This window comes from Billgrantia lactosivorans, assembly GCF_003254665.1.
Lineage (GTDB): Bacteria > Pseudomonadota > Gammaproteobacteria > Pseudomonadales > Halomonadaceae > Halomonas > Halomonas lactosivorans.
Genome location: NZ_QHGY01000004.1, coordinates 46,650 through 72,517, shown reverse-complemented (window position 1 = coordinate 72,517; position 25,868 = coordinate 46,650). Strand labels below are relative to the sequence as shown.

At 67.4% G+C, this 25,868-nt stretch carries 26 protein-coding genes; 19 read left to right on the top strand and 7 right to left on the bottom strand.

The features are described from left to right. Positions 1–107 precede the first annotated feature (107 nt). The 5 genes from rimI (at position 108) to pepN (ending at position 5,073) form a co-directional block, all read left to right on the top strand. On the top strand, positions 108–566 hold the full coding sequence (gene rimI, locus DIS04_RS10855) for a ribosomal protein S18-alanine N-acetyltransferase (RefSeq protein WP_111413799.1): 459 nt from the start codon (positions 108–110) through the stop codon (positions 564–566). 66 nt (positions 567–632) lie between these two features. Further along, complete coding sequence (locus DIS04_RS10850; RefSeq protein WP_111413798.1) at positions 633–1,118, top strand: YajQ family cyclic di-GMP-binding protein; 486 nt, start codon at positions 633–635, stop codon at positions 1,116–1,118. A gap of 172 nt (positions 1,119–1,290) precedes the next feature. Beyond that, positions 1,291–1,821 carry an Hsp20/alpha crystallin family protein gene (locus DIS04_RS10845; RefSeq protein ID WP_111413797.1) on the top strand — a complete coding sequence of 177 codons (531 nt, stop codon included), beginning with the start codon at positions 1,291–1,293 and terminating at the stop codon, positions 1,819–1,821. A 138-nt stretch (positions 1,822–1,959) separates the two neighbouring features. Then, positions 1,960–2,367, top strand: a complete 408-nt coding sequence (locus DIS04_RS10840) for a YbaN family protein (protein ID WP_111413796.1) — start codon at positions 1,960–1,962, stop codon at positions 2,365–2,367. A 72-nt stretch (positions 2,368–2,439) separates the two neighbouring features. Then, positions 2,440–5,073 (top strand): aminopeptidase N, encoded by a 2,634-nt coding sequence (gene pepN / locus DIS04_RS10835; RefSeq protein ID WP_111413795.1) that lies wholly within the window; start codon positions 2,440–2,442, stop codon positions 5,071–5,073. A gap of 78 nt (positions 5,074–5,151) precedes the next feature. Here the strand turns inward: pepN and DIS04_RS10830 are convergent, their stop codons facing one another. Genes DIS04_RS10830 through DIS04_RS20890 form a run of 4 tightly spaced genes read right to left on the bottom strand, consistent with a single transcriptional unit; the run spans position 5,152 to position 7,713 of the window. Further along, a complete protein-coding gene (locus DIS04_RS10830) occupies positions 5,152–5,439 on the bottom strand; it encodes a hypothetical protein (protein ID WP_111413794.1) in 288 nt (95 codons plus the stop codon). Positions 5,440–5,456: 17 nt separating this feature from the next. After that, positions 5,457–5,843, bottom strand: a complete 387-nt coding sequence (locus DIS04_RS10825; protein ID WP_111413793.1) for a CBS domain-containing protein — start codon at positions 5,841–5,843, stop codon at positions 5,457–5,459. Positions 5,844–5,869: 26 nt separating this feature from the next. Continuing rightward, on the bottom strand, positions 5,870–6,220 hold the full coding sequence (locus tag DIS04_RS10820) for a P-II family nitrogen regulator (RefSeq protein WP_111413792.1): 351 nt from the start codon (positions 6,218–6,220) through the stop codon (positions 5,870–5,872). Then, positions 6,217–7,713, bottom strand: a complete 1,497-nt coding sequence (locus DIS04_RS20890; RefSeq protein WP_340148170.1) for a DUF1538 domain-containing protein — start codon at positions 7,711–7,713, stop codon at positions 6,217–6,219. The genes DIS04_RS10820 and DIS04_RS20890 overlap by 4 nt, the downstream gene beginning before the upstream one ends. Positions 7,714–7,892: 179 nt before the next feature. On the opposite strand from DIS04_RS20890, the gene DIS04_RS10810 reads away from it, so the two are divergent. The 3 genes from DIS04_RS10810 to DIS04_RS10800 all read left to right on the top strand — a co-directional run bounded on the left by DIS04_RS10810 (position 7,893) and on the right by DIS04_RS10800 (position 11,321). After that, positions 7,893–8,489: a LemA family protein gene (locus tag DIS04_RS10810; RefSeq protein ID WP_111413790.1), complete on the top strand. Its 597-nt coding sequence runs from the start codon at positions 7,893–7,895 to the stop codon at positions 8,487–8,489. A 12-nt stretch (positions 8,490–8,501) separates the two neighbouring features. Further along, the gene (locus DIS04_RS10805; RefSeq protein ID WP_111413789.1) at positions 8,502–10,382 is read left to right on the top strand and encodes a M48 family metallopeptidase; all 1,881 of its coding nucleotides are present in this window, start codon (positions 8,502–8,504) and stop codon (positions 10,380–10,382) included. Positions 10,383–10,514: 132 nt separating this feature from the next. After that, positions 10,515–11,321 carry a hypothetical protein gene (locus DIS04_RS10800; RefSeq protein ID WP_111413788.1) on the top strand — a complete coding sequence of 269 codons (807 nt, stop codon included), beginning with the start codon at positions 10,515–10,517 and terminating at the stop codon, positions 11,319–11,321. A gap of 119 nt (positions 11,322–11,440) precedes the next feature. On the opposite strand, the gene DIS04_RS10795 is transcribed toward DIS04_RS10800, so the two are convergent. Next, the gene (locus DIS04_RS10795) at positions 11,441–11,647 is read right to left on the bottom strand and encodes a cold-shock protein (RefSeq protein ID WP_111413787.1); all 207 of its coding nucleotides are present in this window, start codon (positions 11,645–11,647) and stop codon (positions 11,441–11,443) included. A gap of 314 nt (positions 11,648–11,961) precedes the next feature. Between DIS04_RS10795 and DIS04_RS10790 the strand changes: the two genes are divergently transcribed. Continuing rightward, the gene (locus DIS04_RS10790; protein WP_111413786.1) at positions 11,962–12,603 is read left to right on the top strand and encodes a LysE family translocator; all 642 of its coding nucleotides are present in this window, start codon (positions 11,962–11,964) and stop codon (positions 12,601–12,603) included. An 11-nt stretch (positions 12,604–12,614) separates the two neighbouring features. Here the strand turns inward: DIS04_RS10790 and DIS04_RS10785 are convergent, their stop codons facing one another. Then, positions 12,615–14,567 (bottom strand): transglycosylase SLT domain-containing protein, encoded by a 1,953-nt coding sequence (locus tag DIS04_RS10785; RefSeq protein WP_111413785.1) that lies wholly within the window; start codon positions 14,565–14,567, stop codon positions 12,615–12,617. A gap of 209 nt (positions 14,568–14,776) precedes the next feature. Between DIS04_RS10785 and DIS04_RS10780 the strand changes: the two genes are divergently transcribed. The 8 genes from DIS04_RS10780 (at position 14,777) to DIS04_RS10745 (ending at position 23,018) form a co-directional block, all read left to right on the top strand. Then, positions 14,777–15,298 (top strand): PaaI family thioesterase, encoded by a 522-nt coding sequence (locus DIS04_RS10780; RefSeq protein WP_111413784.1) that lies wholly within the window; start codon positions 14,777–14,779, stop codon positions 15,296–15,298. Continuing rightward, complete coding sequence (locus DIS04_RS10775; RefSeq protein WP_111413783.1) at positions 15,291–15,761, top strand: PaaI family thioesterase; 471 nt, start codon at positions 15,291–15,293, stop codon at positions 15,759–15,761. The genes DIS04_RS10780 and DIS04_RS10775 overlap by 8 nt, the downstream gene beginning before the upstream one ends. Positions 15,762–15,853: 92 nt before the next feature. After that, entirely contained in the window at positions 15,854–17,758 is a 1,905-nt protein-coding gene (htpG, locus tag DIS04_RS10770) for a molecular chaperone HtpG (RefSeq protein WP_111413782.1), read from the top strand. 247 nt (positions 17,759–18,005) lie between these two features. After that, the gene (locus DIS04_RS10765) at positions 18,006–19,577 is read left to right on the top strand and encodes a Re/Si-specific NAD(P)(+) transhydrogenase subunit alpha (protein ID WP_111413781.1); all 1,572 of its coding nucleotides are present in this window, start codon (positions 18,006–18,008) and stop codon (positions 19,575–19,577) included. Positions 19,578–19,593: 16 nt separating this feature from the next. Beyond that, positions 19,594–21,036, top strand: coding sequence for an NAD(P)(+) transhydrogenase (Re/Si-specific) subunit beta (locus DIS04_RS10760; protein ID WP_111413780.1), 1,443 nt, complete (start codon positions 19,594–19,596; stop codon positions 21,034–21,036). A 116-nt stretch (positions 21,037–21,152) separates the two neighbouring features. Then, positions 21,153–22,226, top strand: coding sequence for an NAD(P)H-dependent glycerol-3-phosphate dehydrogenase (locus tag DIS04_RS10755; RefSeq protein WP_111413779.1), 1,074 nt, complete (start codon positions 21,153–21,155; stop codon positions 22,224–22,226). After that, positions 22,223–22,699, top strand: a complete 477-nt coding sequence (gene sixA, locus DIS04_RS10750; protein WP_111413778.1) for a phosphohistidine phosphatase SixA — start codon at positions 22,223–22,225, stop codon at positions 22,697–22,699. Before DIS04_RS10755 ends, sixA begins: the two co-directional genes overlap by 4 nt. A 13-nt stretch (positions 22,700–22,712) precedes the next feature. Then, positions 22,713–23,018: an antibiotic biosynthesis monooxygenase family protein gene (locus tag DIS04_RS10745; protein ID WP_111413777.1), complete on the top strand. Its 306-nt coding sequence runs from the start codon at positions 22,713–22,715 to the stop codon at positions 23,016–23,018. Here the strand turns inward: DIS04_RS10745 and DIS04_RS10740 are convergent. Next, on the bottom strand, positions 23,015–23,962 hold the full coding sequence (locus tag DIS04_RS10740; protein ID WP_111413776.1) for an AEC family transporter: 948 nt from the start codon (positions 23,960–23,962) through the stop codon (positions 23,015–23,017). The genes DIS04_RS10745 and DIS04_RS10740 overlap by 4 nt on opposite strands. Before the next feature lie 221 nt (positions 23,963–24,183). Here DIS04_RS10740 and DIS04_RS10735 point away from each other — a divergent pair, with 221 nt between their 5' ends. After that, complete coding sequence (locus tag DIS04_RS10735) at positions 24,184–24,999, top strand: alpha/beta fold hydrolase (RefSeq protein WP_111413775.1); 816 nt, start codon at positions 24,184–24,186, stop codon at positions 24,997–24,999. Further along, positions 24,996–25,865, top strand: coding sequence for an alpha/beta hydrolase (locus tag DIS04_RS10730; RefSeq protein ID WP_111413774.1), 870 nt, complete (start codon positions 24,996–24,998; stop codon positions 25,863–25,865). Before DIS04_RS10735 ends, DIS04_RS10730 begins: the two co-directional genes overlap by 4 nt. Positions 25,866–25,868: the final 3 nt, after the last annotated feature.

Genomic DNA, 25,868 nt, shown 5'->3' with positions numbered 1-25,868 from the left:
ACAAGCGCCTCGACAGGTGAAATGATTTCATGATCCCGGCAGGCCATGTCCTGCTGCCAGCACCCACGTCGCCTAGCCGCGCGGCTAGCGTCAGCCCGGAGACGCCCATGGCCGTCACACTGCGCCAGGCCCGGCCACAGGATCTTGCCGCTCTCTACCGCCTGGAGCAGGTGGCCTTCAGCGGCGACCGGTTCAGCCGCAGGCAGCTCTGGCACCTGTTGAATCGCGCTCATGCCGAGACGCTCGTCGCCGACGACGAAGGGCGGCTGATGGGGTATGGCACTCTGCTGTTCCGCCGCGGCAGCCGTCGCGCCCGGCTCTACTCCTTTTGCGTCCACCCCGAGGCCCGCGGCAGTGGGCTGGGACGGCAGCTGCTCGAGGCACTGGAACGGGTCGCCGTGAACCACGATGCCGAGGCGCTGGGGCTGGAGGTGCGCGCGGACAACCGCGTGGCTTTGGGGCTCTATCGGCGCATGGGCTTTCGCCTGGAGCGCTGGCTCGAGGACTACTACGAGGACGGCTGTGCCGGCTGGCAGATGAGCAAGCCGCTGGCCCTGACGGCGTGAGGCGCGCAGGGAGTGGCCGGGGCTGATAGACTTCCCGGCATGTTGGGGCAAAACAAGGACATCGCCATGCCATCCTTCGATATCGTTTCCGAATACGACAAGCACGAAGCCAGCAACGCCGTGGACCAGGCCAACCGTGAAATCCAGGGGCGCTTCGACTTCAAGGGCGTCAAGGCGAGCTTCGAGCTGAACGGTGACACGGTGCTGCTCGAGGCGGAAGTCGACTTCCAGCTCAAGCAGATGCTCGACGTGCTGCGCAATCGCCTCATCGCCCGTGGCATCGATGCCCGGTGCATGGAGGAGCAGGAGCCCGAGCTCTCCGGGGTGCGGGCGCGCCAGGAGGTCAAGCTCAAGCAGGGGCTCGAGCAGAAGGAGGCCAAGGACATCGTCAAGCGCATCAAGGACAGCAAGCTCAAGGTCCAGGCGCAGATCCAGGGCGAGAAGGTCAGGGTCACCGGCAAGAAGCGCGACGACCTGCAGGAGGTCATCGCCATGCTGCGCGGCGAAGGCGGCCCCGACCTGGCGCTGCAGTTCGACAATTTCCGCGACTGAGAGGCGCTGCCCGCGCCATCGGCCCCGGTCGATGGCGAAACGTTGACCTGGCGCAAGTGCGCCCGCAACTCCACTTGAAAACCGAACCGGCGCCACCAATTCTGTTCATGCCGGAACGGGCCCTGCGCCCGTCCGATGCGTCACGTGACTCATGACGAACAGGAGGTGGCGTATGAAGCTACAGAAGTTCTCTCCCTGGAACTGGTTCAAGAGCGAGAGCCGCGATGTCGCGGCACCGGCGCCCGTGGAGCCTCGCCAGGGCGAACTCTCGCCCTTGCTCGGCATGCATCAGGAACTGGACCGCTGGATGGATGGCGTGATGCGCCAGTTCGGCATGCCGACGCTCGAGAGTCGCTTCGGCGACATGGCCAGCCTGCTCAGGCCCCAGCTCGACATCGCCGAGCGCGACGAGGAGTACCTGATCAGCGTCGAGGTGCCCGGCGTGGACGAGAAGGACGTCAAGCTCACCCTGGACGGCGAACGCCTGATCATCGAGGGCGAGAAGCGCCAGGAGAGCAGCACCAAGGACGATCGCTACCAGCGCATCGAACGCTCTTATGGCAGCTTCCGCCGGGTGCTCGATCTGCCCGACGATGCACGCCCCGAAGAGATCACAGCCTCGTTCGCCAATGGCGTGCTCAAGGTCCAGGTACCGCGCAGCGGCGAAGTGAAAGCGAACCGTCGTGAAATTCCCATCCAGTAGGACTGCGGAACGCCTTGGCTCGCCCTCGGGCGGGCTTTTTCTTTTTCTAATGCCACCATAGCCAGTGCCGATTGGCCTGTCGGGGCGAGATGGGCTTCAATGGAGGCAGCAGGGAAAGCCTGGATGGGAGCTTTTTGCATGCACTCGCTTGGTCGTGCCGTCTACATGTCCCTGGCCTGGGTCAGCTTCGCGCTCGGCGTCGTCGGTGTCTTCGTGCCACTGATGCCGTCGACCTGCTTCATGCTGCTGGCCGTATGGGCGGCATCGCGGGGCTCGCCGCGCTTTGCCCTGTGGATTCGCGAACACCCCCGCTTCGGCCCGACCGTGGTGGCCTGGGAGGGGGAGCGCGCCATACCGCGCCATGCCAAGTGGATGGCCGGCTTCATGCTGGCACTGTCGGTCGTGGTCCTCCTCGTGACCCTCAGCCTGCTGTGGTTGAAGCTCCTGCTGGTGGCGGGGCTGGCGTTGCTGGGGCTGTGGATCGTCACGCGGCCCGAGCCCGGCAGGGTGGAGCCCGATTCGATGGCACGCCTGGTACGGCGCTAGCGTCAGCTGCCTTTGAGGTTGGGGAGCCGGCAACCGTACAATGGGCATCGATCATGGACAGGAGCCATCCCGATGTCTGACCCCAAGCCGACGTATCGCCACGACTACCGGCCCCCCGCCTACCGTGTGACCCATGTCGAGCTGACCTTCGAACTGGACCCCGCCGCGACCAGGGTCAAGGCGAGCCTGCAGCTGGAGCGCCACCCCGAGGCGGCTGCCGACGCGCCGCTCGAGCTCGACGGCGAACAGCTGATCCTCAAGCGCATCGCCATCGACGGCCAGGTGCTGGCCGACGGGGAGTACTCCCTGAGCGATAGCGGGCTGACCGTGCATCGCCCGCCCGGTCGTTTCCGCCTGGATAGCGAGGTCGAGATCGCCCCCCGGGAGAACACCGCGCTGGAAGGGCTCTACCTCTCCAACGGCATGTACTGCACCCAGTGCGAGGCCGAAGGGTTTCGCCGCATCACCTACTATCCGGATCGACCGGACGTCATGGCCACCTTCTCCACCACGGTGATCGGCGACAGCGCGTCCCTGCCGGTGCTGCTCTCCAACGGCAACCCGGTGGAACGGGGCGAGCTGCCCGGCGGACGCCATTTCGTCACCTGGGACGACCCCTTTCCCAAGCCCAGCTACCTGTTCGCGCTGGTCGCCGGCGACCTGCAGAGGGTGGAGGACCGTTTCACCACTCGCAGCGGGCGCGAGGTCACGCTGCAGATCTGGGTCGAGGAGGAGAACCTGGGCAAGACCGACCACGCCATGGCGTCGCTCAAGCGCGCCATGAAGTGGGACGAGGAAACCTACGGCCGCGAGTACGACCTCGACCTGTTCATGATCGTGGCGGTCAACGACTTCAACATGGGCGCCATGGAGAACAAGGGGCTCAACATCTTCAACTCGGCGGCGGTGCTGACCCACCCGCAGACCGCCACCGACGCCGCCTTCCAGCGCGTCGAGGGCATCGTCGCCCACGAATATTTCCACAACTGGTCGGGCAACCGCGTCACCTGCCGCGACTGGTTCCAGCTCTCGCTCAAGGAGGGCTTCACCGTCTTCCGCGACCAGTGCTTCTCCGCCGACGTCAACTCGGCGGCGGTCAAGCGCATCGAGGACGTGGCCTTCTTCCGTACCGCCCAGTTCGCCGAAGACGCCGGTCCCACCGCCCACCCGGTGCGCCCCGATCACTACATCGAGATCGGCAACTTCTACACCCTGACCATCTACGAGAAGGGCGCCGAAGTGGTGCGCATGCTGCGCAACCTGGTGGGCTGGGAAGCCTTCCGCCGCGGCAGCGACCTCTACTTCGAGCGCTTCGACGGCCAGGCGGTGACCATCGAGGACTTCGTCGGCTGCATGGCCGAGGCCTCGGGGCAGGATCTCTCCCAGTTCATGCGCTGGTACTCCCAGGCCGGCACGCCGGAGATCGACGCCTACGGCGAATACGACTATGCCAACGCCGAGTATCATCTCACCCTGCGTCAGCGCACGCCGGCCACCCCCGGCCAGCCCGAGAAGCAGCCGCTGCACATCCCCGTCCGCATGGGGCTGGTGGGCACCAAGTCGGGGCGTGACCTGCCCTTGACGCTGGAGGGGGAGGCGCTCGGCAGCGACGGCGTGATTCATCTGCGCGAAGCGGAGCAGACCTTCGTCTTCACCGACGTACCCGAGGCGCCGGTGCCGTCGCTGTTGCGCGGCTTCTCGGCACCGGTGCAGCTGCGCTTCCCCTACGGCCGCGAGGAGCTGGCCTTCCTGCTGGCCAACGACTCCGACGGCTTCAACCGCTGGGACGCGGGGCAGCGGCTGGCGGTGCTGGCGCTGGACGACCTCATCGCCGCTCACCGCAACGGGGTCGAGAAGGTGATGGACACGCGCGTGGTCGAGGCCTTCCGTGCCCTGCTCGAGCGCGGCGGCGACGACAAGGCGGTGCTGGCGGAGATGCTGACCCTGCCCAGCGAAGCCTATATCGCCGAGCAGCAGCCGCTGGTCGACGTCGAGGCGATCCATGCCGCGCGCGACTTCGTCAAGCAGTCCCTGGCCGCGACCCTGCGCGACGACTTCCTGCGCCTCTTTGAAGAGAACGTGAGCGACGCGCCCTATGCGCCGGAACCCGAGCAGATCGCGCGGCGCAGCCTGAAGAACGTGGCGCTCTCCTACCTGATGGCGATCGAGGACGAAGAGGGCATCGCCCTGGCGCGCCGACAGTTCGAGGCCGATCACAACATGACCGACGTGCGCCATGCGCTCACGCTGCTGACCCACAGCAGCCGCGACGACCTGGCGGGGCCGGCGCTGCGCGCCTTCGGCGAGAAGTGGGCCCATGACACGCTGGTGATGGACCAGTGGTTCGCGATCCAGGTCACCCGGCCCCAGGCCGACGCCCTGGAGCGGGTCAAGCACCTGATGGCGCACCCCGCCTTCTCGCTGAAGAACCCCAACAAGGTACGCGCCCTGATCGGCACCTTCGCCAACCAGAACCGCATCAACTTCCACCGCGCCGATGGCGAGGGCTACCGTCTGCTGGCCGACGTGGTGATCGAGCTCAACCGGCTCAACCCGGAGATCGCCGCACGCCTGGTCACGCCGCTGACCCGCTGGCAGCGCTTCGACGAGTCGCGTCAGGATCTGATGAAGGGCGAACTCGAACGCATCCGCGCCGAGAAGCTCTCGCCCAATGTGTATGAGGTGATCGAAAAGGCCCTCGCTTGAGGAAAGGGTAATTGGAAATTCCGCCCTTCCTGATAACAAAAATGTGCCGCCCCAGGGGCGGCACTTTTTTGGCTGGGCTTAGTAGATGAGCCAGCTCAGCACCATCACCCCCAGCAAGGCCCAGATCAGCGTGGCGACGAGGCGACGGCGCAGCAGGGCGCGCAGCGCCAGGTAGAGGAGCCACAGGCCGAGCAGCAGCACCGCCAGGCTGATCAGCGAGGGGGAGATGCCCAGCGAGGTGGCCAGGCCGTCGAAGAAGCCGCGGGCGGAAGCGCCCAGGTTCTGGAAGAAGTGAACCAGCAGGTCGACCACGAAGCGAATGATCTCGCCCAGGGTGCGGCCCAGCCAGGTGAAAAAATCTTGCATATGCGAGTCCGGTCGGTTTACTCGATCATGTCGAGCACGGTGCCTACGATATCATCCATGGTGACCAGGCCCAGCAACCTGTTGTCGTCCAGTACCAGCACACGCTTGACCACGCTGTCGGTCATCAAGCTGGCGACATGGCGCACGTCGAGCGACTCGCCGACACCGATGGCGGGTTTGGCGCAGACGTCATAGACGTTGATCAGGTCGATGTCGCCATTCTCGGCGACGATGGTCTTGAGGATGTTGGTATAGGTGATCAACCCCCAGGCATCGTGCGGATCCTGTTGCTCCACCACCAGACTCTTGAGGTTATGGCGCTTCATCAAGCTCAGCGCATCGCGCAAGGTGGCGAAGGGGGATACCGTCACCACGTTGCGGTTCATGATGTCCTTGACCAGCATCTTGTTCTCTCCGTTAAACCATTCGTTCAGACATCTTGCCTGAGGCGCTCTTCGAAGCGCTTGACCTGCGCCATGTCGATACCGCCGAGGTGTTCTACCGGCAGCGTCATGACCAGGCCGCGGGAGTCCTCGCCGGTCGGGTTGAGTACCTGGCGAATGGTCTTCAACACTCTCAGCGAGAGGCTTTTCTCCAGCGTCAGCAGCATGATGCTCTGGCTGCCCTCGTAAGTCAGCCCGAAGAACGTTTTCTTGCGTTCACCGCCTATCCCGCGGCCGGACATCAGCGTCATGCCGACCGCGCCGGCTTCGGTGGCGGCATCGATGCACTCCTGCTCGAGATCCTCCGGCACGATGGCAACCAATAGCGAAAACTTCATGTCGTCCTGCCTCCCGGCTGCGCTAGTTTTTCCATCAGAATGGCATAGCCCATGACGGTCACGATAGGAAAGATCGAGGCGAAGGCGATCAGTCCGAAGCCGTCGATCAGGACGTTACGACCCTCGATCTGGCTGGCCAGGCCGATTCCCAGCGCGGTGACCAGCGGCACCGTCACCTCGGATGTCGTTACGCCGCCGAGGTCGAAGGCCAGGGCTACGATGTAGCGGGGCGCCAGGGCGGTCAGCAGAATGACCAGAAGATAACCGCCGGTAATGTAGTGGTGGATCGAGTCGCCGGTGATGATGCGATGTACGCCGATGGTGATGCCGATGGCCACACCCAGAGCTACCAGCAGGCGAATGACGTTGCCCTGAATCTTGCCGGCGGCGGCTTCTTCGGCCTGGTTGCCGATGGCGATCAATGCTGGTTCGGCCATGGTGGTGGCAAAGCCAATGCAGAAAGCAAACAGGTAGACCCAGAGCCAGGAATCGAAAGCGATCAACTGCTCGGCCATGCTCCGCCCGATGGGAAAAAGGCCGAGCTTGAGTCCTACCACGAAGGCGTACAGCCCCACGATCACCAGCGCGAAGCCAATGCCGACCCTGAGCGGATTGGCCAAGGGATGGCGCAGCACGACGTACTGGAAGAACAGCACGACCAGAATGATCGGCAGCACGTCGCGTAGCATGGCGAATAGATCGAGGAGGGTCGTCAGCGGGCCGGACGGCGGGGAGACGTCTTTCCCGGCAAGCAGCAACTCGGCGCCTGCCCCGAACGCGTCGGGCTCGGCATAGACCAGTATGCCGTAGAGCTGAACGCTGATCATAGGCACCATCACCGCCAGTGCCACCAGGCCGAAACCGTCGATCAGCGGGTTGCGCCCGCGGATCGAGGAGGCAAGACCGATCCCCAGCGCAGCGATCAGCGGCACGGTAACGATGTTGGTGGTGACGCCGCCGGAATCGTAGGCCAGCCCGACGATCTCCTCGGGGGCGAAGAAGGTGACGAGAACCACCAGTGCGTAGCCGGTGATCATGTACCAGTGAAGGGGGTGGCCGAGGATCACGCGAAACACGCCCAGTGCCATCACCAGACCCACCGAACTCGCCACGATCAGGCGCAGGGTGAGGGCGTCGATACGCCCCTGGCTGATCGTGGCGGCCTGTTCGGCCACGGCGATCAGTGCCGGTTCCGCCACGACGGCAGAAAAACCCATGGCGAAACCGAACAGCATCAGCAACGGCATGGAACCACGGCGGGTAAACTGATTGGCGAGCCGCTTGCCCACCGGAAAAATGCTCAATTCGAGTCCCTGCAGGAACAGGGCGACGCCGACGGCGACCACCAGCAGGCCCGCCGCCATGCTCAGCCCGCCCTCCGGCCACTCGCGCAGCAACAGTGCCTGGAAGGCCACCACCACCACGATGATGGGCAGCAGGTTGCGCAGGGCATGGACCAGTGCGTGGAGGAAATCCTTGAGTTGCGCTACCAAGACCGACTCCCTGGCAATGATCGGTTGGGCGGGACGTGACGCTGCGAGCGCAGGCATGAGTGGCTGGCCCGCTCGGCTGCCACACTATACCATCGGTATATGACATTGAGCAGACGCTAATGCAGGCTCGGACATTGACTCACATCAAGCGGGTCGCTGGCGGCACACGGGAGAGAGCAATGAGCGTGACAGTGATCGTCGTACTGGTGGTGCTGGCCCTGCTGCTGGTCTACGGCGTCAGCATCTACAACCGCCTGGTGGCATTGAAGAACCGTTACCGGAATGCCTTTGCCCAGATCGAGGTGCAGCTCAAGCGCCGCTACGACCTGATTCCGAACCTGGTGGAGACCGCCAGGGCCTACATGGCTCACGAGCGCGATACCCTGACCGCCGTGACCGAAGCGAGAAATGCGGCGCTGAGCGGGCTGGAAGCGGCCGCCGCGCGGCCGGGCGAGCCCGGCGCCATGGCCGAGCTGGCCGGCGCCGAGGGGGCGCTGGGCGCCGCCCTGGGACGGCTCAACGTGGTGATGGAGGCCTACCCGGACCTGAAGGCCTCCGACAACATGCGCCAGCTCTCCGAGACCCTCACCAGCACCGAGAACCGCGTCGCCTTCGCCCGCCAGGCCTACAACGACGCGGTCATGCAGTACAACACCTACCGCCAGAGCTTCCCGCCGGTGCTGCTGGCGGGGCCGCTGGGCCATCGCGAGGATGCGGCGCTGCTGGAGTTCGACGACAGCGCCGAGATCCAGGCCGCCCCCAGCGTTCGCTTCTGACGGCGTGCGGCGATGGATTTCTTCGGTGCCCAGGAGCGCGCGAAGCGTCTGACCGTCTGGCTGGTCGTGCTGCTCGTCATCGCCGTGCTGGGCATGATCGCCGCGGCCGTCGCGGTGGTCGCGCTGGCCACGCTACTGCTCGATGGCGGCCAGCCCGGTGGCGATCCGCTGGCGCGCGCGCTCGACCCGCTGCTGCTCGGCAGCGTGGCCCTCGGCGTGCTGCTGGTGGTCGCCAGCGCCAGCCTGGTTCGTCATCTGCAGCTGCGTGCCGGCGGCGCGGCGGTCGCGGAGGCGCTGGGAGGCCGGCCCCTCAATGGCGACACGCGCGATACCGGCGAGCGCCGGCTGCTCAACGTGGTCGAGGAGATGGCGATCGCCGCGGGGCTGCCGGTGCCGGCGGTCTACCTGCTCGACGAACCCGGCATCAACGCCTTCGCTGCCGGCCATGCGCCCCAGGACGCGGCCATCGGCGTGACACGGGGGGCCATCCAGGCGCTGACGCGCGACGAGCTGCAGGGCGTGATCGCCCACGAGTTCAGCCATGTGCTGCATGGCGACATGCGCCTCAACCTGCGCCTCGTCGCGCTGTTGTACGGCATCCTGGTGATCGGCCTCGTCGGCCGCCTGCTGCTCAGGGGGATGGCGACCCGTCGCGTGGCAGGCGGCTCGCGGCGTGGCAACGGCCAAGCGGTGCTGCTCGGGGCTGGGCTCGCACTGATGCTGGTGGGCTTCGTCGGCACCCTGTGCGGCAACCTGATCAAGGCGGCGGTCAGTCGCCAGCGTGAATTCCTCGCCGATGCCAGCGCGGTCCAGTACACCCGCAATCCGGCGGGGCTGGCCGATGCCCTCAAGCGCGTCGCGACACAGGGCTCCGAGCTGCGTGCGACCCGAGCCGAGGAGTTCAGCCACCTCTATTTCAGCCGCGGTCTGCCCGGCTTGCGCGGACTCACCGCCACGCATCCGCCGCTGGCGACCCGCATTCGGCGCCTCGAACCCGAATGGGACGGCCGACTTCCCGAGCCCAGCGTCGAGCGGGAAGCCGCCGCCGTCGGCGAAGGGCGCGCCCAGGCGCAGCCGGACCAGGGCGCCGGCATGGCGCCGCCGGCGGCGCTGGCCGAGCGGGTCGGCGAACCGCGCGAGGCGGACCTGCAGCGAGCCCGCGGGGCGCTGGCGGGCATCGCCCCGGTATTGCTCGAGGCCGCGCACGACTCCTATTCAGCGCGCGCGGTGGTCTACGGCATCCTGATGGGGGCCGAGCCGGCCAGCCGCGCCCGCCAGCGGCAGGCCTTGACCGCGGCGGCGCGGCCGGACGTGCTGGCCGAGCTGGAGCGTCTCGAGCGGCCGCTGGCCGAGGTGCGGCCGGGCCAGCGGCTGGCGCTGATCGAGCTGTGCCTGCCCGTGCTGCGGCAGCTTTCGGTCGCCCAGTACGCCGGTTTTCGCGACTGCCTCGAGCGGCTGATGGCGGTAGAACAGGAACCCGGCGCCCTGCAGTGGGCACTGCATCGCCTGGTGATCGCCGGCAGCGAGGGGGCGGGGGGCCGGGCTGGCCGGCGGCAGCCGCTGGCGCGGGTCGAGGCGGCGGTGGCCCGCTTGTTGTCGAGCCTGGCGCTGGCCGGCAGTGACCAGGCGACAGGGGCCGCGCAAGCGTTCCGCGAGGCGGCCGCTGGGCTGGGCCTGGAGATCGCGTTTGTGTCCCGGCCGGCAACGCCGCAGGAGCTCGACTGGGCCCTGGGGCGTTGTCGCCTGCTGGGTGACGACGATCGCGTCAGGCTGCTCGGCGCCATGGCCCGCTGCGTTGCCCACGACGGCCAGGTCCGTGCCGAGGAGGCCGAGCTGCTGCGCGCCGTGGCCTGGTCGCTGGGCTGCCCGCTGCCCCTGGCGGCCACGAATTGAGGCGCGAACGGATCGTTTTTCCCTGCCATTGTCCAAGCAGTAGGGTGGCCCGCTATCCGGCGGCTTGCAGCGTCCGCCGGGCTCTGCTGGAATAGGCCACTTTGCGGGTCTCATACGGACGGGAGAAAACCGATGGCCAAGACACCCTGGATTCCGGCCGCCGCGGCCTTGACCCTGGCCCTGATGCTGGCCGGCTGCGGCGACGACGGCGATGAGGTGGCCGCGCCAGCCGAGCAGGGCGAACCCACCGCCGAGTCGGCGCCTGCGGAGGAGACCGCCGAAGAGGACCCGTCGACCCCGCCCCCCGACGAGCAGGAAGACACGGAGAGCGAAGACGAGTCGATACCCGCCGAGCCGGAGGAAGAGGAGGCGTCGAGCGGATCGGACGATGAGCTCGATGCCGATGCCGATGTCGATGCCGAAGCCGAGACGCTGGGCGAGTCTCCCGTCGATGCGCTGGAAGAGGGCGGTGCCATGCCCGGGGAGCCGACCCGCTCCGATGTCGAGGCGATCCTCGAGGATACCGAGCGCCGCTTCGAGGAGGCCCAGCGCAAGATCGACCAGCAGTTCGAGGAGGCGGATCGTACCCCCCCGGAGCTCGAGCCGATGGAGAGTTCATCGGAACCCGAGCTGCGACTCGAGCCCATGGAGAGCGGCGAGCAGGAGGAGCAGGACGCGTCCTTCGAGATCGAGCGCGAGGCGGAGCGATCCGGCGAGGTCACCCAGTCCGACGTGGATGCCTGGCTCGAGGAGACGGAGCGTCGCTTCGAGGAGGCTCAGCGTGAACTCGACGAGCAGTTCGAGGAGGCCGAGCGCAGCGATCCGGGCAGCGACCTCCCCAAGATCGAGCCCGAGGATTCGAGCGAATCGAGCCGCGAGGGCGGGGCGGAATCGAGCTCCGGGAACGGCTCCCGGGGTGAGTCCGAGCGCGACTCCTGAGGGTCTGCGGCTGGCAGGCCCCGGGAGAACACGAAAAAGGCCCGCTCGCAGGAGCGGGCCTTTCGTCTGCTCGCCGAGCCTTCTTGCCAGCCCGGCGCCGGGTCAACGGAGGGGATGCCTCAGTTGGAAACCCGAATGTTGGAGGCCTGAAGGCCTTTCTTGCCCTGGGTCACGTCGAAGGTCACCTTCTGACCGTCCTGCAGGGTCTTGAAGCCTTCAGCCTGAATCTCGGAGAAATGCGCGAACAGGTCATCACCGCCGTCGTCCGGAGAGATGAAGCCGTAGCCCTTGGTATCGTTGAACCACTTGACAGTGCCAGTTGCCATTGTCGATTTTCCTTACATACTGTTGGATCGTGCGGGGCACCGGCAAGCCGGGCCCAAACTGCGCGGGCAAGAGGCGAAAAGTGCGCTTCGGGTGCATCGATTGGCTCGACATACGACGGGACGACTTTCCACTTGCTGGCCAACGCCACGGAAGCACGCTCTTCCCATGCGTCCGCTCAATCCACTGTAGATAGAAAAATTCCGAGCGTCCAGCGAATCCGTTGTCTTGAATTGGCAATGCTGCATACTCGTACGGCAGCCACGGCGTTCGCCCCTGCTCGGGCTGCGCTGCCTTCCCGAACCGGAGCCCTGCCATGCTGGACGCACACTTCTGGCCCTTCCTGGTCGCCATCACTCTGCTGTCGATGAGCCCGGGGGTCGATACCCTGCTGGTCATCCGCAACACCGCACGCGGCGGGGTGCGCGATGGCGTGCTCACCAGTCTTGCGATCTGCTGCGGGCTGTTCGTGCATGCCACCGTCTCGGCGCTGGGCATCTCGCTGATCCTGCTGCAGTCGGCGTGGGCGTTCAGTGCGCTCAAGCTGGCAGGGGCGGCCTACCTGATCTGGCTGGGGATTCACGGGCTGCAGGCCGCCTGGCGCGGCAAGGGGCTGCCGCTGGGGGCGGTGCAGGGCGAGCGCCGGGCCGTGTCGATGTGGCGCCCGCTGCGGGAGGGGCTGCTGTCGAATGTGCTCAACCCCAAGACGGTGGTCTTCTACATGGCCTTCCTGCCACAGTTCATCGCCCCGACGGACCCGGCACTGCTCAAGTCGCTATGGCTTGCCGGGGTGCACTTCGTGATCGCCAACCTGTGGCAGATCGCCATCGTGCTGATGATCGGCAGCGCGGGGCGCTGGCTCGGCAGCCGCCACTTCGCCCGCGCGCTAAACGGTGCGACCGGCGCGGTGCTGATCCTGTTCGGCGTCAGGCTGGCGCTGGAGCGCCAGCCCGCCTGAGCGGAGAAGCTTCAGTTCCTGGCGAGCAACGAGGCATCGTAGCGCACCGTCTTCTCCGCCTGGCTGAGCATCGACACGCCCTCGCTGCTGCCGCCGTTGGCCAGGCTCTCGAAGATCACCCGGTAGGAGAGCACGGCCTGCACGTAGTCGCGGGTCTCGCGGAAGGGAATCGACTCGACGAACAGGTCGAATTCCTCGGGGGCGTCGCGCAGCCAGCGATCCACCCGGCCGGGGCCGGCGTTGTAGGCCGCCGCCGCCGCCAGTCGGTTGCCGCGGTAACGGTCGGTCATGTCGCGAATGTAGGTGCTGCCGAGACGGATGTTGAGTTCCGGGTCGAGCACCCCGTAGGGGCCGGGGTCGCTGATGCCGAGCTGGCGGCTGAGCAGGGTGGCGGTGCCCGGCATCAGCTGCATCAGGCCCCGCGCGCCGGCCGGTGACATCGCCTCGGGGTTGTAGGCGCTCTCGCGCCGGGCAATGCCCATCAGCAGGTAGGGGTCGACCCCGGTCTGCCGGCCCCAGTGCAGGAAGTGCTCGCGGTAGGCCTCGGGAAAGCGCCACTCCAGCGCGTCCCACAGCTGCGCGGTAATGGTGGTCTGCACCAGGCGTGCGTGCCAGCCACGCCGCGCGGCATAGTCGGCCAGCGCCCTGACTTCGCCCGGCGAGGCATTCGCCGCCGCATGCAGCCACTCGCTGTTGGCCAGACCCTCCTCGCCGATACGCAGCAACGCCTCGGTGCGTTGCACCGTCGGCCACTGATCCACCTGGCCGCGGAACTCGTCGTTGAAGCTGCTGCGTTCCAGGTTCAGGGAGTAGGGGCGATCGATGCGATCGGCGGCGGCGAAGCCGAAGAAGTCGCGCCCGCGGGCGGCGCGGGCATAGGCCGCCTCGGCCCGCTCCGTGTCCCCCAGCTGCTCGTGGGCGCGAGCCTTCCAGTACTGCCAGCGACTCTCGTCGCGGCTGTCGTCGGGCAGGCTTTCAATCCAGCTCAGGGCGTCGTTCCAGTCACGCTTGGAAAGGGCGTGGCGAATGCGCAGCTCCAGTACGCGGGTGGTGCCGATCCGCGGTAACGCCTCGTCGACCCAGGCCAGGTTGTGCTCGATGTCGCGCACCAGCGAATGGAAGGCAAGGTCCTCTTCGATGGCGTGGCGATGCGTCTCTTCGATCGGCAGGTGGGGCGCGATCTTGCGCCATGCCTCCATCGCGGCTTCGGTGTCGGCGCGGATGAAGCCATGCATGGCGGCCACGAACAGCGGCCCGCTGCCACGGCACTCGGGGCCGATGCAGGTGGGCACCCGAGTGATGTCGGCATAGCTTCGCTGCAGCCGTTCCACGGCATCGCGTCCCTCCTGCCAGCGGCTGCCGAGCTGTCGGCCCAGATAGCGGACCAGGCCGGTCTCGCCCTGCCCCCAGGCCAGCATCATGCGCTCCCAGACATCGAACTCGTCGATTTCGCCGCCGTCGCGCAGGTGGTCGAACAGGGTGTCGCAGGCGGAGGGCTGCGACTGGCCGACGCGCCACAGCTTGCGGCCGCCGGCGGCCGCCGCCTCGGGGTCGCTGCCGATCAGGGCCGTGTAGTAGTGGCACTGGCGCTCGGTGCCGCTGGGTTCGCCGTCGGCCACGGCGAGCAGGCTGCCGTAGCGGCCGGCTTCGCCATAGCGGCCGATCGCCTGGCCGCGCATCCAGTCGGCGAGCGGGGAGTCCCGGTGGCGCTCGATGAAGTCCAGGACCTGGCCTGGCTCGGCCTGCGGCAGGCGGTTGCGAAGGCGATGGTACTCGACGTAGCCCGCGAGCACATGGTCTCTGATGGCGGCTTCGTCGACGCGATCCCACTGCTGGTTGCGCGCGGCTTCGAGGGCGTCGCGCATCGCGCTGTCGCCGGGTTGGGCATGCGCGCTGAGCGTCAGGCTGAGGGCGGCTGCGGCGAGCCAACCGGACGCGCGGCGAAAGGTTGGGGAATGGCGCATGTTGGGCGGCCTCCGGAAGGCGTTGACGTACTCCTCTATCCTCGCCTATCGAAGCCGCTTTGAGTAGACCGGCGGGGCGTTTCCGCGCCATTTCAACGGCCTTTGTCCGGCGAGCCGGCCGCTGCGCTGAATGATGCCCTCGGCCTTGTCTCGACGGTGGTCGCGGACTAGTCTAGCAGGATCGATCAAACGCTTGTTGGAGGGGTGGGGTGAACGAACGCGATGAGCCGCAGAACGAGCCTGCCACGGCGGGTCGAAGTCCCGAAGCCTGGCGAGCCGGCCTGAGCCGCTTCGTCAACGTCATTCCCCATACCCGGGAGCTCGGTCTCGAGGTCGAGGAGGTCAGCCCGCCCAAGGTACGCATGCGTCTGCCATGGCGCGACGAGCTGCTGGGCGATAGCGGGCGCGGCCTGGTCCACGGCGGGGTGCTGACCATGCTGCTGGATACCGTGTGCGGCTCGGCGGTGCTGTGCGGGCTGCCCGCGCCGGAAGTCTGTCCGACCCTCGACCTGCGCGTCGATCACTACCGCCCGGCGCTGGCGGGCAAGCCGATCATGGCCGAAGCGAGGGTGCTGCGGGTGACCGGTGCCATGGTCTTCACCGAGGGCACGCTGTGGCAGGAGCCGGGTAGGACCATCGCCCGCGGGATCGGCAACTTCGTGCGCCTGGGGGCTCGCAACACGCCACCGGGCTTCGCCGAGACGCTATTCGGGGAGGCCGGCCATGCCTGAAGGCTTCCACGACGTGGCCTGGCTGGCCCGCACCCGCGCCGAGGGCGATGTCGCCGCCTGGCTCGAACGCCTTCCCTATGCGCGTCATATCGGCGTCTCGGCCACGCCGGATGGTGCCGGCGACGGCCTGGTCTTTCATCTCGAGCCGCACGAGCACAACGTCGGCAACATCCTGCTCCCCGCCCTGCATGGCGGCGTGGTGGCGGCCTTCATGGAAACCGCCGGCACCCTCGACCTGATGCTGTCGGCCCGCGAGCCCCGGCTGCCGCGTATCGTCGACTTCTCCATCGACTATCTGCGTACCGCCCGCGTCGTGCCGACTCATGCCCGCTGTCGGCTGCTGCGCGAGGGGCGGCGCCTGGCCAATGTCCAGGTCATCGCCTGGCAGGAGTCCGAGGCGCAGCCGGTGGCCACGGCGCGCCTGCATCTGGTGCTGGGCGCTTCGAGGAAGGATGACGCTTGAAAAAGCGGGCGCGAACCCCATATCGCTGAACAGTTCTGTAACGGCGGCGCGTCGCGCGTCGCCGCGGGTTCAAGCCATGAGGTAACCGATCCATGTCCACGACCGCCCACGAGGAAACCCTCGGCTTCCAGACCGAGGTGAAGCAGCTGCTGCATTTGATGATCCACTCCCTGTACTCCAACCGGGAGATCTTCCTGCGCGAGCTGATTTCCAATGCCGCCGACGCCTGCGACAAGCTGCGCTATGCCGCGCTGGACAACGACGCGCTCTACGAGGGCGACAGCGAACTGCGCATCGAGATCGAGCACGACGAGAAGGGCCGTACCGTCACCGTGCGCGACAACGGCATCGGCATGGACCGCGACGAGGTGATCAAGAACCTCGGTACCATCGCCCGCAGCGGCACCGCCGAGTTCCTCAAGCAGCTCAGCGGCGAGCAGCAGAAGGACGCGCGGCTGATCGGCCAGTTCGGCGTGGGTTTCTACTCCAGCTTCATCGTCGCCGACGAGGTCACGGTGCGCACGCGCAAGGCGGGCAGCGACAAGGCCGAGGGCGTCGAGTGGCGCTCGAAGGGAGAAGGCGAATTCACCGTCGCCGACGTCGAGCGCGAGCATCACGGCACCGAGATCGTCCTGCACCTGAAGAAGGATGCCACGGAGTTCGCCGACGACTTCCGCCTGCGAAGCCTGGTGCGCAAGTACTCCGACCATATCGAGGTGCCGGTGCGCATGCCCAGGGTCGAGACGGCCAAGGACGACGAGGGCAACGAGATCGAGGGCAGCGAGGTCACCACCTGGGAGACCGTCAACGAGGCCACCGCGCTGTGGGTGCGGCCCAAGAGCGAGATTTCCGACGACGAGTACAAGGCCTTCTACAAGCACGTGGCCCACGACTTCAGCGATCCGCTGACCTGGAGCCACAACAAGGTCGAAGGCAAGCTCGAGTATACCAGCCTGCTCTATGTGCCGGGTCGGGCGCCCTTCGATCTCTATGAGCGCGACGGAGCCCGCGGCGTCAAGCTCTACGTGCAGCGCGTCTTCATCATGGACGACGCCGAGCAGTTCCTGCCGCTCTACCTGCGCTTCATCAAGGGGGTGCTCGATACCCGCGAGCTGTCGCTCAACGTCTCCCGCGAACTGCTGCAGCAGGACCCCAAGGTCGAGAAGATCAAGGGCGCGCTGACCAAGCGGGCGCTGGACATGCTCAAGAAGCTGGCCAAGGACAAGGAGGCCTACCAGAGCTTCTGGAACACCTTCGGCAGCGTGCTCAAGGAGGGCCCCGCCGAAGACTACGCCAACCGCGAGAAGATCGCCGCGCTGCTGCGCTTCTCCACCACCCATACCGACAGCGCCACCCAGGACCAGTCGCTGGCCGACTACGTCTCGCGAATGAAGGAAGGGCAGGAGAAGATCTACTACATCGTCGCCGATGGCTTCAACGCGGCCAAGAACAGCCCGCACCTGGAGATCTTCCGCAAGAAGGGCATCGAGGTGCTGCTGCTGCATGATCGCATCGACGAGTGGCTGATGAGCCACCTGCACGAATTCGAGGGCAAGCGCTTCGTCGACGTGGCCAAGGGCGAGCTCGACCTCGGCGAGATCGAGGGCGAAGAGGAGAAGAAGGCCCAGGAGGAGACCGCCAAGGCCAAGGAGGACCTGGTCAAGCGGGTCAAGGAAGCGCTGGGCGATGCGGTGCAGGAGGTCAAGGTGACCCACCGCCTCACCGACTCGCCGGCCTGCGTGGTATTGCCCGAGCACGAGATGGGCTTCCAGATGCGCCGCATCATGGAAGCCGCCGGTCAGAAGATGCCGGAGGTCAAGCCGATCCTCGAGCTCAACCCGACCCATGCACTGGTCGAGCGGCTCGAGGGAGCCGACGGTGAGCGCTTCGACGACCTCGCCCAGGTGCTGCTCGACCAGGCGATCATCGCCGAGGGCGGCCACCTCGACGACCCGGCGGCTTACGTCAAGCGGCTCAATGCCTTGTTGACCGCCTGAGCCCCGCACCGGCGGTGCCCAGCCCCCGTTCAGGCCGCCCTCGGGCGGCCTTTTCGTATCCGTCCACGCCTCACGCCCCTCCCTTGACGTCAACGTCATCCTCGGGTTTTTTCTGAGATTTCAGGCGGATAGTGCTACATTCAGGTGCCTGTGTTTGTTCGCTCCGCTGTTGTGCATTGCGGTAGGGTCAGGTATGAATAGCGGTTTGCCCTATTCGACCTTTCTATAACCATAAGGGAGATCCAACGTGAAGATTGGTGCACCCAAGGAGCTCGCCAAAGGAGAGGCGCGTGTCGCGCTGACCCCTGACAGTGCGCAGTTCATCCAGAAGCTTGGACACGAATGCCTGATCGAATCCGGTGCCGGCGTTGCCGCCGGCTTTGACGACGACGCCTATCGCGCCGCCGGCGTCACCGTGGTGGAGAGCGCCGAGGCGCTCTGGCAGCAAGCCGAGGTGGTGATCAAGGTGCGCGAGCCCAGCGAGGCGGAGGCCGAGCGGCTGCGCGAAGGCCAGACCCTGATCGCCTTCTTCTGGCCGGCGCAGAACGAGGCGCTGCTGGAGAAGTGCCGCGCCCAGGGCGCGACCGTCATCGCCATGGACATGGTGCCGCGCATCTCGCGGGCGCAGAAGATGGATGCGCTCTCCTCGATGGCCAACATCGCCGGCTACCGCGCGGTGATCGAGGCGGGCAACCAGTTCGGCCGCTTCTTCACCGGCCAGGTCACCGCCGCCGGCAAGGTGCCGCCGGCCAAGGTGCTGATCATCGGCGCCGGCGTGGCGGGTCTTGCCGCCATCGGCACTGCCACCAGCCTGGGCGCAGTGGTGCGCGCCTTCGACGTGCGCCCCGAAGTCGCCGAGCAGATCGAGTCCATGGGAGCCGAATTCCTCTTCCTCGACTTCGAGGACAACCAGGACGGCTCCGGCACCGGCGGCTACGCCGCCCCCTCCAGCCCGGAGTTCCGCGAGAAACAGCTGGCGCTGTTCCGCGAGCAGGCCCCTGAGGTCGACATCGTCATCTCCACCGCCCTGATACCGGGCCGACCGGCGCCCAAGCTGTGGCTCGAGGACATGGTCAAGGCGATGAAGCCCGGCTCGGTGATCGTCGACCTGGCTGCCGAGAAGGGCGGCAACTGCGACCTGACCGTGCCGGACGAGCGGATCGTCACCGACAACGGCGTGGTGGTGGTCGGCTACACCGACTTTCCCTCGCGCATGGCGACGCAGGCCTCGCTGCTCTACGCCACCAACGTGCGCCACATGCTCACCGATCTGACGCCCGAGAAGGATGGCCGGATCGTGCATGACATGGAGGACGACGTCATCCGCGGCGCCACGGTGACTCACCAGGGGGAGATCACCTTCCCGCCGCCGCCGCCCAAGGTGAAGGCGATCGCCGCGGCGAAGCCCAAGCCGAGGGAGAAGGAGCCCACGCCCGAAGAGCGGCGTGCCGCCGAGCTCGCCGCGTTCAAGGCCCAGACCAAGCGTCAGGTCACCCTGCTGGGAGCCGGTGGCCTGCTGATGCTGCTGCTCGGCCAGGTAGCGCCGGCATCCTTCATGCAGCACTTCATCGTCTTCGTGCTGGCCTGCTTCGTCGGCTTCCAGGTGATCTGGAACGTCAGCCATTCGCTGCACACGCCGCTGATGGCGGTGACCAACGCCATTTCGGGGATCATCATCCTCGGGGCGGTCCTGCAGATCGGCTCGGGAAACTGGCTCGTCGTGCTGATGGCGGCCATCTCGGTTCTGATCGCGACCATCAACATCGTGGGCGGCTTCCTGGTGACACGCCGGATGCTCGCCATGTTCCAGAAATCGTAAGCGGCGGAGACTACACATGCTGAGTCAAGGATTCGTGTCTGCCGCGGCGATTGCGGCTAGCGTACTGTTCGTCCTCTCGCTGGGGGGGTTGAGCAACCAGGAGAAGGCCAAGCGGGCGGTGTGGTACGGCATCGTCGGCATGGCCGTGGCGGTCTTCTTCACCGCCTTCGGGCCGGGCATCGGCACCTACTGGCTGATGATTCCCATGATGATCGCCGGTGCGGTGGCCGGCGCCTACGTGGCCAAGAAGGTCGAGATGACCGAGATGCCGCAGCTGGTGGCGGCGCTGCACAGCTTCGTCGGCCTGGCGGCGGTGTTCGTGGCCTGGAGCGCCGACCTCGAGCGGCGGCGGGTGCTGGCGGCCCGGGCCGTCGATGCCGGCACCGAGCAGTTCTCGGCCTTCGCCGCGCTGGTGGCGACCAAGGCGCCCGACGAGCTGATGTTCCTGCAGATCGAGGTGGTGCTCGGCGTGTTCATCGGCGCGGTGACCTTCACCGGCTCGGTGATCGCCTTCGGCAAGCTGGCCGGCAAGGTCGACGGCAAGCCTAGGCAGCTGCCTGGCGGGCATCTGCTCAACGCCGGTGCCGCGGCCCTCTCCCTGCTGCTGGCCATCCTCTACCTCAACGGCGCCGGCTTCTGGACCCTGCTGTTGATCGCCGCGCTGGCCTTCTTCATCGGCTATCACCTGATCATGGGCATCGGCGGCGCCGACATGCCGGTGGTGGTGTCGATGCTCAACAGCTACTCCGGCTGGGCCGCGGCGGCCATCGGCTTCACGCTCTCCAACGACCTGCTGATCGTCACCGGCGCCCTGGTGGGCTCCTCCGGTGCCATCCTGTCGTACATCATGTGCAAGGCGATGAACCGCAACTTCGTCAACGTCATCCTCGGCGGCTTCGGCGGCAGCCAGGGGCCGGCGGCCGAGATCGAGGGCGAGCAGGTGGCCATCGACGCCGGCGGGGTGGCGAGCGCGCTCAACGACGCCGACAGCGTGATCATCGTGCCGGGCTACGGCATGGCCGTGGCCCAGGCCCAGAACGCGGTGAGCGAACTGGTGCGCAAGCTGCGCGCCGCCGGCAAGGAGGTTCGCTTCGGCATCCACCCGGTCGCCGGGCGCCTGCCGGGGCACATGAACGTGCTGCTGGCCGAGGCGAGGGTACCCTACGACATCGTGCTCGAGATGGACGAGATCAACGACGACTTCGCCAGCACCGACGTGGTGATCGTCATCGGCTCCAACGATATCGTCAATCCCGCCGCCCAGGAGGATCCCAACAGCCCCATCGCCGGCATGCCGGTGCTCAAGGTATGGGAGGCCAAGCAGGTATTCGTCTGCAAGCGCGGCCAGGGCACTGGCTACTCGGGAATCGAGAACCCGCTGTTCTTCAAGGAGAACACGCGCATGTTCTATGGCGATGCCCGCCAGAGCATCGACTCGCTGCTGTCGCAGATCGATTGAGCCGTCGCGGGCTTCCGGTCCGCCTTCCTTTGATGAGACATGCCCCCGCAAGGGGGCATTCTTCGTTACACTCTTGACGAATTCTCCTGTTTCATCGACCGATTCGCGGGGCAGACATGTCAGACGAACCCATGCGGGTAACAGTCCTGGGCGGCGGCAGCTTCGGCACCGCGCTGGCGAGCATCGCCGCCGACAACGGCGCCCGGGTGTGCCAGTGGCTGCGCGACCCCGAGCTCGCGGCGCAGATCGACCGCGAGCACCGCAACCCGCGCTACCTGCCGGACTACGCCATCAATCCGGCGGTGCGCGCTTGCAGCGACATGCAGCAAGCGCTCGATGGCGCCGAGCTGGTGCTGGTGGCGATCCCCTCCAAGGCCTTCCGTGACGTGGTGCGCCAGGCGCTCCCGTGGCTGCAACCGGACCAGATCCTGGTCAGCACCACCAAGGGGATCCAGGAGGAGGGCTTCAAGCTGATGAGCCAGATCCTCGAAGAGGAGACGGGGTTTCGCCACATCGGCGTGATCTCGGGACCCAACCTGGCCACCGAGATCGCCCAGAAGCAGCTCACCGCCACCGTGGTGGCCAGTGACGATGCGCTGACGCGCACCCGCGTGCAGCAGGCGCTGGGATGCGACTACTTCCGTGTCTACGCCAGCAACGACCGCTACGGGGTCGAGCTGGGCGGGGCGCTGAAGAACATCTACGCCATCGCCGCCGGCATGGCCGCGGCGCTGGGCATGGGCGAGAACACCCGCAGCATGCTGATGACACGAGCGCTGGCGGAGATGGGCCGCTTCGCCGTCAGCCTGGGCGCCAACCCGATGACCTTCCTCGGGCTGGCCGGGGTGGGCGACCTGATCGTGACCTGCTCGTCGCAGCTGTCGCGCAACTACCGGGTCGGTTACGCCCTGGGCCAGGGCAAGCGGCTCGACGAGGCGGTCGAGGCGCTGGGCCAGGTCGCCGAGGGGGTCAACACGGTGCGCCTGGTGCGCGACAAGGCGCGGAGGGATGGCGTCTACATGCCGCTGGCGGAGGGGCTCTACCAGGTGCTGTTCGAGGGCGTGCCGGCCCGCGAGATGGCGCGCATGCTGATGCGCGGCGAACAGAGCAGCGACGTCGAGTTCGTGCTGCCGCGCGAAGCCGTGCAGCAGGCCCATCGCCGGGTGGAGTCGGACGAGGGCGGAACATGACGGCCGCGCGGCTGTGCATCATGCGCCATGGCGAGGCCGGGCCCGGGCGTCGCGACAGCGAGCGGGAGCTGACCGCACGCGGCCACGCCGAAGCCGAGCGCATGGCCGGCTGGCTGGCCCGGCAGTCGCTGGCCGGGGCGCGGCTGTTGGCGAGCCCCTACGCGCGGGCGCGGCAGACGGCGGAGCACGTCGGCCTGGCGCTCGGCGTCGAGCCCGAAGTGCTGCCCATCGTCACGCCCGACGACCCGCCGATGGCGGTCTGCGACTGGCTGATCGACCACGCTCCGGCCGCCCCCGTCGTGCTGGTGAGCCATATGCCGCTGGTGGGGCTGCTCACCGAGCTGTTGACGGAGGGGCGGGCCGAACGCGGGCTCGCCTTTCCCACCGCCGGCGTGGCCGAGCTCGAGGGCGAGGTGTGGGCCGCGGGCTGTGCCCGGCTGCTGCGCTTCACCGCACTCCACGACATCCGCTGACAGGGAGGCACCCATGAGCTTCATCGTCAACAACCGCGTCGTCGTCAAGCCGGGCTACGAGGAGGCCTTCGAGGCCCGCTTCCGGGCCCGCGCCGGCGAGATCGACAAGCAGCCCGGGTTCGTCGCCATGCGCCTGCTGCGCCCGGTCGGTCATCCGACCCCCTACGTGGTGCAGACCGAATGGGAGAGCCAGGCGGCCTTTCGCGCCTGGGTCGGCAGCGAGGACTTCGAGCGTGCCCACGCCAACCCGATGCCCAGGGAGGCCGTCGGCGAGGGCGGCGGGCTGGAGCAGTTCGAGGTGATCGTCCACAGCGGCTAGATCCAGCCCATCACTTTCAGCGCAAACACGCCGACGGTGATGGTCAGGCTGGCCATCAGCGTGGTCAGGGCGATGATGTTGGCCGTCAGCGCAGCGTTGCCGCCCATCGCCTTGACCATCACGAAACTGGCCGCCGCCGTGGGGCTGGCGAAGAACAGGAACAGCACGCCCAGCTCGCGCCCCGCGAAGCCGAACAGCCAGGCGGCCAGGGTGGCGCCCAGCGGCAGGCTGACCATCTTGATCAGGCTGGCGCCCAGCGCCAATCTGCCCGATGAGCGGATCGAGCCCAGCGACAGGGTGGCACCGATGCAGATCAGCGCCAGCGGCAGGGTCAGCGAGGCGAAGTACTGTCCCGAGGTCATCAGCCAGCCGGGCAGTCGCAGCTCCAGGGCCGCCACCGGCACGGCCGCCACCACGGAGAGGATCAGCGGGTTGCGCAGGATGTGGCTGGCGACACTGCGCCATTCGGGGCGCCGGCCCTGCTGGTAGGTGGCCAGCACGATGACCGAGAAGGCGTTGTAGGTGAGGATCACCACGCCGAGCAGCAACCCGCCCGCCGAGAGACCGTAGTCGCCGTACATGCCGGCGGCCAGGGCCAGGCCGACGATCCCGCAGTTGCCGCGAAAGGCGCCTTGCACGTAGACGCCGCGCTCGGCATGCGGCACGCGCAGAATGGCCCAGCCCCAGCTGAGCAGGAAGCTGGCCAGGGTGGCCAGGGCGAAGAATCCGAGCAGCCGCGGATTCAGCGTGGCGTCCAGATCGGCCTGGATGATGCTGAGGAAGATCAGGGTCGGCATGGTGCCGCGGAACACCAGGCTCGAGGCGGTGGCGATGAAGGCCTGGTCGATCCAGCCCAGGCGCTTGAGGCCCAGGCCGAGGAAGACCATGGCGAATACCGGCAGGGTGATCTCCAGGGTGGCGAAGAAGAGCTCGAACAGGCTCATCGACGCACCAGCCACAGGCCGACGACGAGGGCGGCGGACACGGTTATCCAGAACAGGCGGTTGCGAAGGCGGGTATCGCGCCGGGGCCGGGAGGGGCGAGGCATGGCAGACTCCAGAAGAGGCGAACGACATGGGCCGGAGGTCGACTTGGCGAGATAGAGTAAACCCGTTAGCCTGCTATCGCCACTGGCGACCCCGCTTGACTGCTACTGGACACCTTGATGAACGAACGTGCCACCCCTACACGACCGCGGCTGGTCTTCGCCCATGCCAATGGCTTCCCCGGCATGAGCTATCGCAGCCTGCTGGCGCCGCTCCAGGAGCGCTTCGACATCCATCCCGTCGATCGTCTCGGCCACCACCCCGACTATCCCGTGGGGGCCAACTGGCTGGCGCTTCGCGATGAGCTCCTCGAGCACCTGCCCGCTGACGACGGACCCGTCATCGGCGTCGGGCACTCCATGGGCGGGGTGCTGATGGCCATGGCCGCGGAGCACGCGCCGCAGCGCTTTCGCTGCGTGGTGATGCTCGATCCGCCGCTGATGCTGGGGCTCGATGCCTGGAGCATGAAGGTCGCCAAGCGCTTCGGTGTCGTCGACCGGGTCACGCCGGCGGGCAAGAGCAAGGGGCGCCGCACCTCCTGGCCCGACCGCGAGGCGATGGCCAACCACCTGCGCCGTCGCGGACTGTTCCGGCGCTTCACCCCGGAGGCCCTGCACGACTATGTCGAAGGCGGCACGCGGCTGCGCGACGACGGGGTCGCCGAGCTGATCTACGACCCGGCGATCGAGACCGAGATCTTCCGCAACCTGCCCGACCACCTGGCACGATTGCCGCGCCGGTTGCGCATTCCCTTCGGCGTGCTGGCCGGCAGCGACTCCGATCTGATCACGGCGAAGCGGCGGCGACGCCTGGCCGCCCACGGCATTCCGCTGGCCCTGGTGCCGGGGACCCACATGTTCCCCATGGAACACCCCGAGGAGACCCGCCGGGCCCTGTTGAGCATGCTCGATGACCTGCTGGAGGGCGAGAGATGAGTGAAGCGCAGGCGCTGAGGGTGGCCGGCGGCCGGCTGGCCGCCCTCGCCTGGGGTGAGCAAGGCGCTCCCACCTGGCTGGCGTTGCACGGCTGGCTGGACAACGCCGCCAGCTTCAGCCGGCTGGCGCCCCTGCTGGTGGCGCGTCTCGGCATTCGTGTCGTGGCGCTCGACTTCGCCGGGCACGGCCACTCGGCGCACCGCGAGGGCGGCTATGCCCTGTGGGACTACTGCCACGACCTGCTCGACGCGTCCGACGCGCTGGGCCTGGCGCGGGTGACGCTGCTGGCGCACTCCATGGGCGCGGGAGTGGCCTGCCTGACCGCCGCGGCGCTGCCGGAGCGTGTCGAGCGGCTGCTGCTGATCGACGGCCTGGGAGCCGTGACCACCCCGGCCGCCGAGAGTGCTACCCAACTGCGCAAGGGGCTGCTCGCGAGTCGCCGCCCGCGCTCGGCGGCGCCGCGCTATCCTGATAGCAGGACCGCCATCGCGGCCCGGGTGGCGGGGGGCGTGACGCCGATCGACGCGGCGACGGCGACGCCGCTGGTGGAGCGCAACCTGGCGTGGGAGGCGGATGGCCACGTGCGGCTGCGCACCGATGGTCGCCTGCTGAGGCCCTCGCCGGTGCGGCTGTGCCCCGAGCAGGCGCTGGCGCTGCTGGGGGCGATCCGGGCGCCGGCGCTGCTGATCGAAGGCGCGGCGGGCATTCTGGGCGAGCACGACATGGCCAGGGCGGCGCGCGCGGCCGTGCCGCGGCTGACGCGCCGGGTGCTGCAGGGGGGCCACCATCTCCACCTGGAGCCTGGCAGCGTGGCCGCGGTGGCCGAGAGCATGGCGACCTGGCTCACGGACGGGCAGCAGGCATGACGT

Excerpts from the sequence above, each read along its gene's own strand:
- rimI (WP_111413799.1), top strand. The coding sequence starts at position 108 with ATGGCCGTCACACTGCGCCAGGCCCGGCCACAGGATCTTGCCGCTCTC.
- DIS04_RS10850 (WP_111413798.1), top strand. The coding sequence starts at position 633 with ATGCCATCCTTCGATATCGTTTCCGAATACGACAAGCACGAAGCCAGC.
- DIS04_RS10845 (WP_111413797.1), top strand. The coding sequence starts at position 1,291 with ATGAAGCTACAGAAGTTCTCTCCCTGGAACTGGTTCAAGAGCGAGAGC.
- DIS04_RS10840 (WP_111413796.1), top strand. The coding sequence starts at position 1,960 with ATGCACTCGCTTGGTCGTGCCGTCTACATGTCCCTGGCCTGGGTCAGC.
- pepN (WP_111413795.1), top strand. The coding sequence starts at position 2,440 with ATGTCTGACCCCAAGCCGACGTATCGCCACGACTACCGGCCCCCCGCC.
- DIS04_RS10830 (WP_111413794.1), bottom strand. The coding sequence starts at position 5,439 with ATGCAAGATTTTTTCACCTGGCTGGGCCGCACCCTGGGCGAGATCATT.
- DIS04_RS10825 (WP_111413793.1), bottom strand. The coding sequence starts at position 5,843 with ATGCTGGTCAAGGACATCATGAACCGCAACGTGGTGACGGTATCCCCC.
- DIS04_RS10820 (WP_111413792.1), bottom strand. The coding sequence starts at position 6,220 with ATGAAGTTTTCGCTATTGGTTGCCATCGTGCCGGAGGATCTCGAGCAG.
- DIS04_RS10810 (WP_111413790.1), top strand. The coding sequence starts at position 7,893 with ATGAGCGTGACAGTGATCGTCGTACTGGTGGTGCTGGCCCTGCTGCTG.
- DIS04_RS10805 (WP_111413789.1), top strand. The coding sequence starts at position 8,502 with ATGGATTTCTTCGGTGCCCAGGAGCGCGCGAAGCGTCTGACCGTCTGG.
- DIS04_RS10800 (WP_111413788.1), top strand. The coding sequence starts at position 10,515 with ATGGCCAAGACACCCTGGATTCCGGCCGCCGCGGCCTTGACCCTGGCC.
- DIS04_RS10795 (WP_111413787.1), bottom strand. The coding sequence starts at position 11,647 with ATGGCAACTGGCACTGTCAAGTGGTTCAACGATACCAAGGGCTACGGC.
- DIS04_RS10790 (WP_111413786.1), top strand. The coding sequence starts at position 11,962 with ATGCTGGACGCACACTTCTGGCCCTTCCTGGTCGCCATCACTCTGCTG.
- DIS04_RS10785 (WP_111413785.1), bottom strand. The coding sequence starts at position 14,567 with ATGCGCCATTCCCCAACCTTTCGCCGCGCGTCCGGTTGGCTCGCCGCA.
- DIS04_RS10775 (WP_111413783.1), top strand. The coding sequence starts at position 15,291 with ATGCCTGAAGGCTTCCACGACGTGGCCTGGCTGGCCCGCACCCGCGCC.
- htpG (WP_111413782.1), top strand. The coding sequence starts at position 15,854 with ATGTCCACGACCGCCCACGAGGAAACCCTCGGCTTCCAGACCGAGGTG.
- DIS04_RS10760 (WP_111413780.1), top strand. The coding sequence starts at position 19,594 with ATGCTGAGTCAAGGATTCGTGTCTGCCGCGGCGATTGCGGCTAGCGTA.
- DIS04_RS10755 (WP_111413779.1), top strand. The coding sequence starts at position 21,153 with ATGTCAGACGAACCCATGCGGGTAACAGTCCTGGGCGGCGGCAGCTTC.
- sixA (WP_111413778.1), top strand. The coding sequence starts at position 22,223 with ATGACGGCCGCGCGGCTGTGCATCATGCGCCATGGCGAGGCCGGGCCC.
- DIS04_RS10745 (WP_111413777.1), top strand. The coding sequence starts at position 22,713 with ATGAGCTTCATCGTCAACAACCGCGTCGTCGTCAAGCCGGGCTACGAG.
- DIS04_RS10740 (WP_111413776.1), bottom strand. The coding sequence starts at position 23,962 with ATGAGCCTGTTCGAGCTCTTCTTCGCCACCCTGGAGATCACCCTGCCG.
- DIS04_RS10735 (WP_111413775.1), top strand. The coding sequence starts at position 24,184 with ATGAACGAACGTGCCACCCCTACACGACCGCGGCTGGTCTTCGCCCAT.
- DIS04_RS10730 (WP_111413774.1), top strand. The coding sequence starts at position 24,996 with ATGAGTGAAGCGCAGGCGCTGAGGGTGGCCGGCGGCCGGCTGGCCGCC.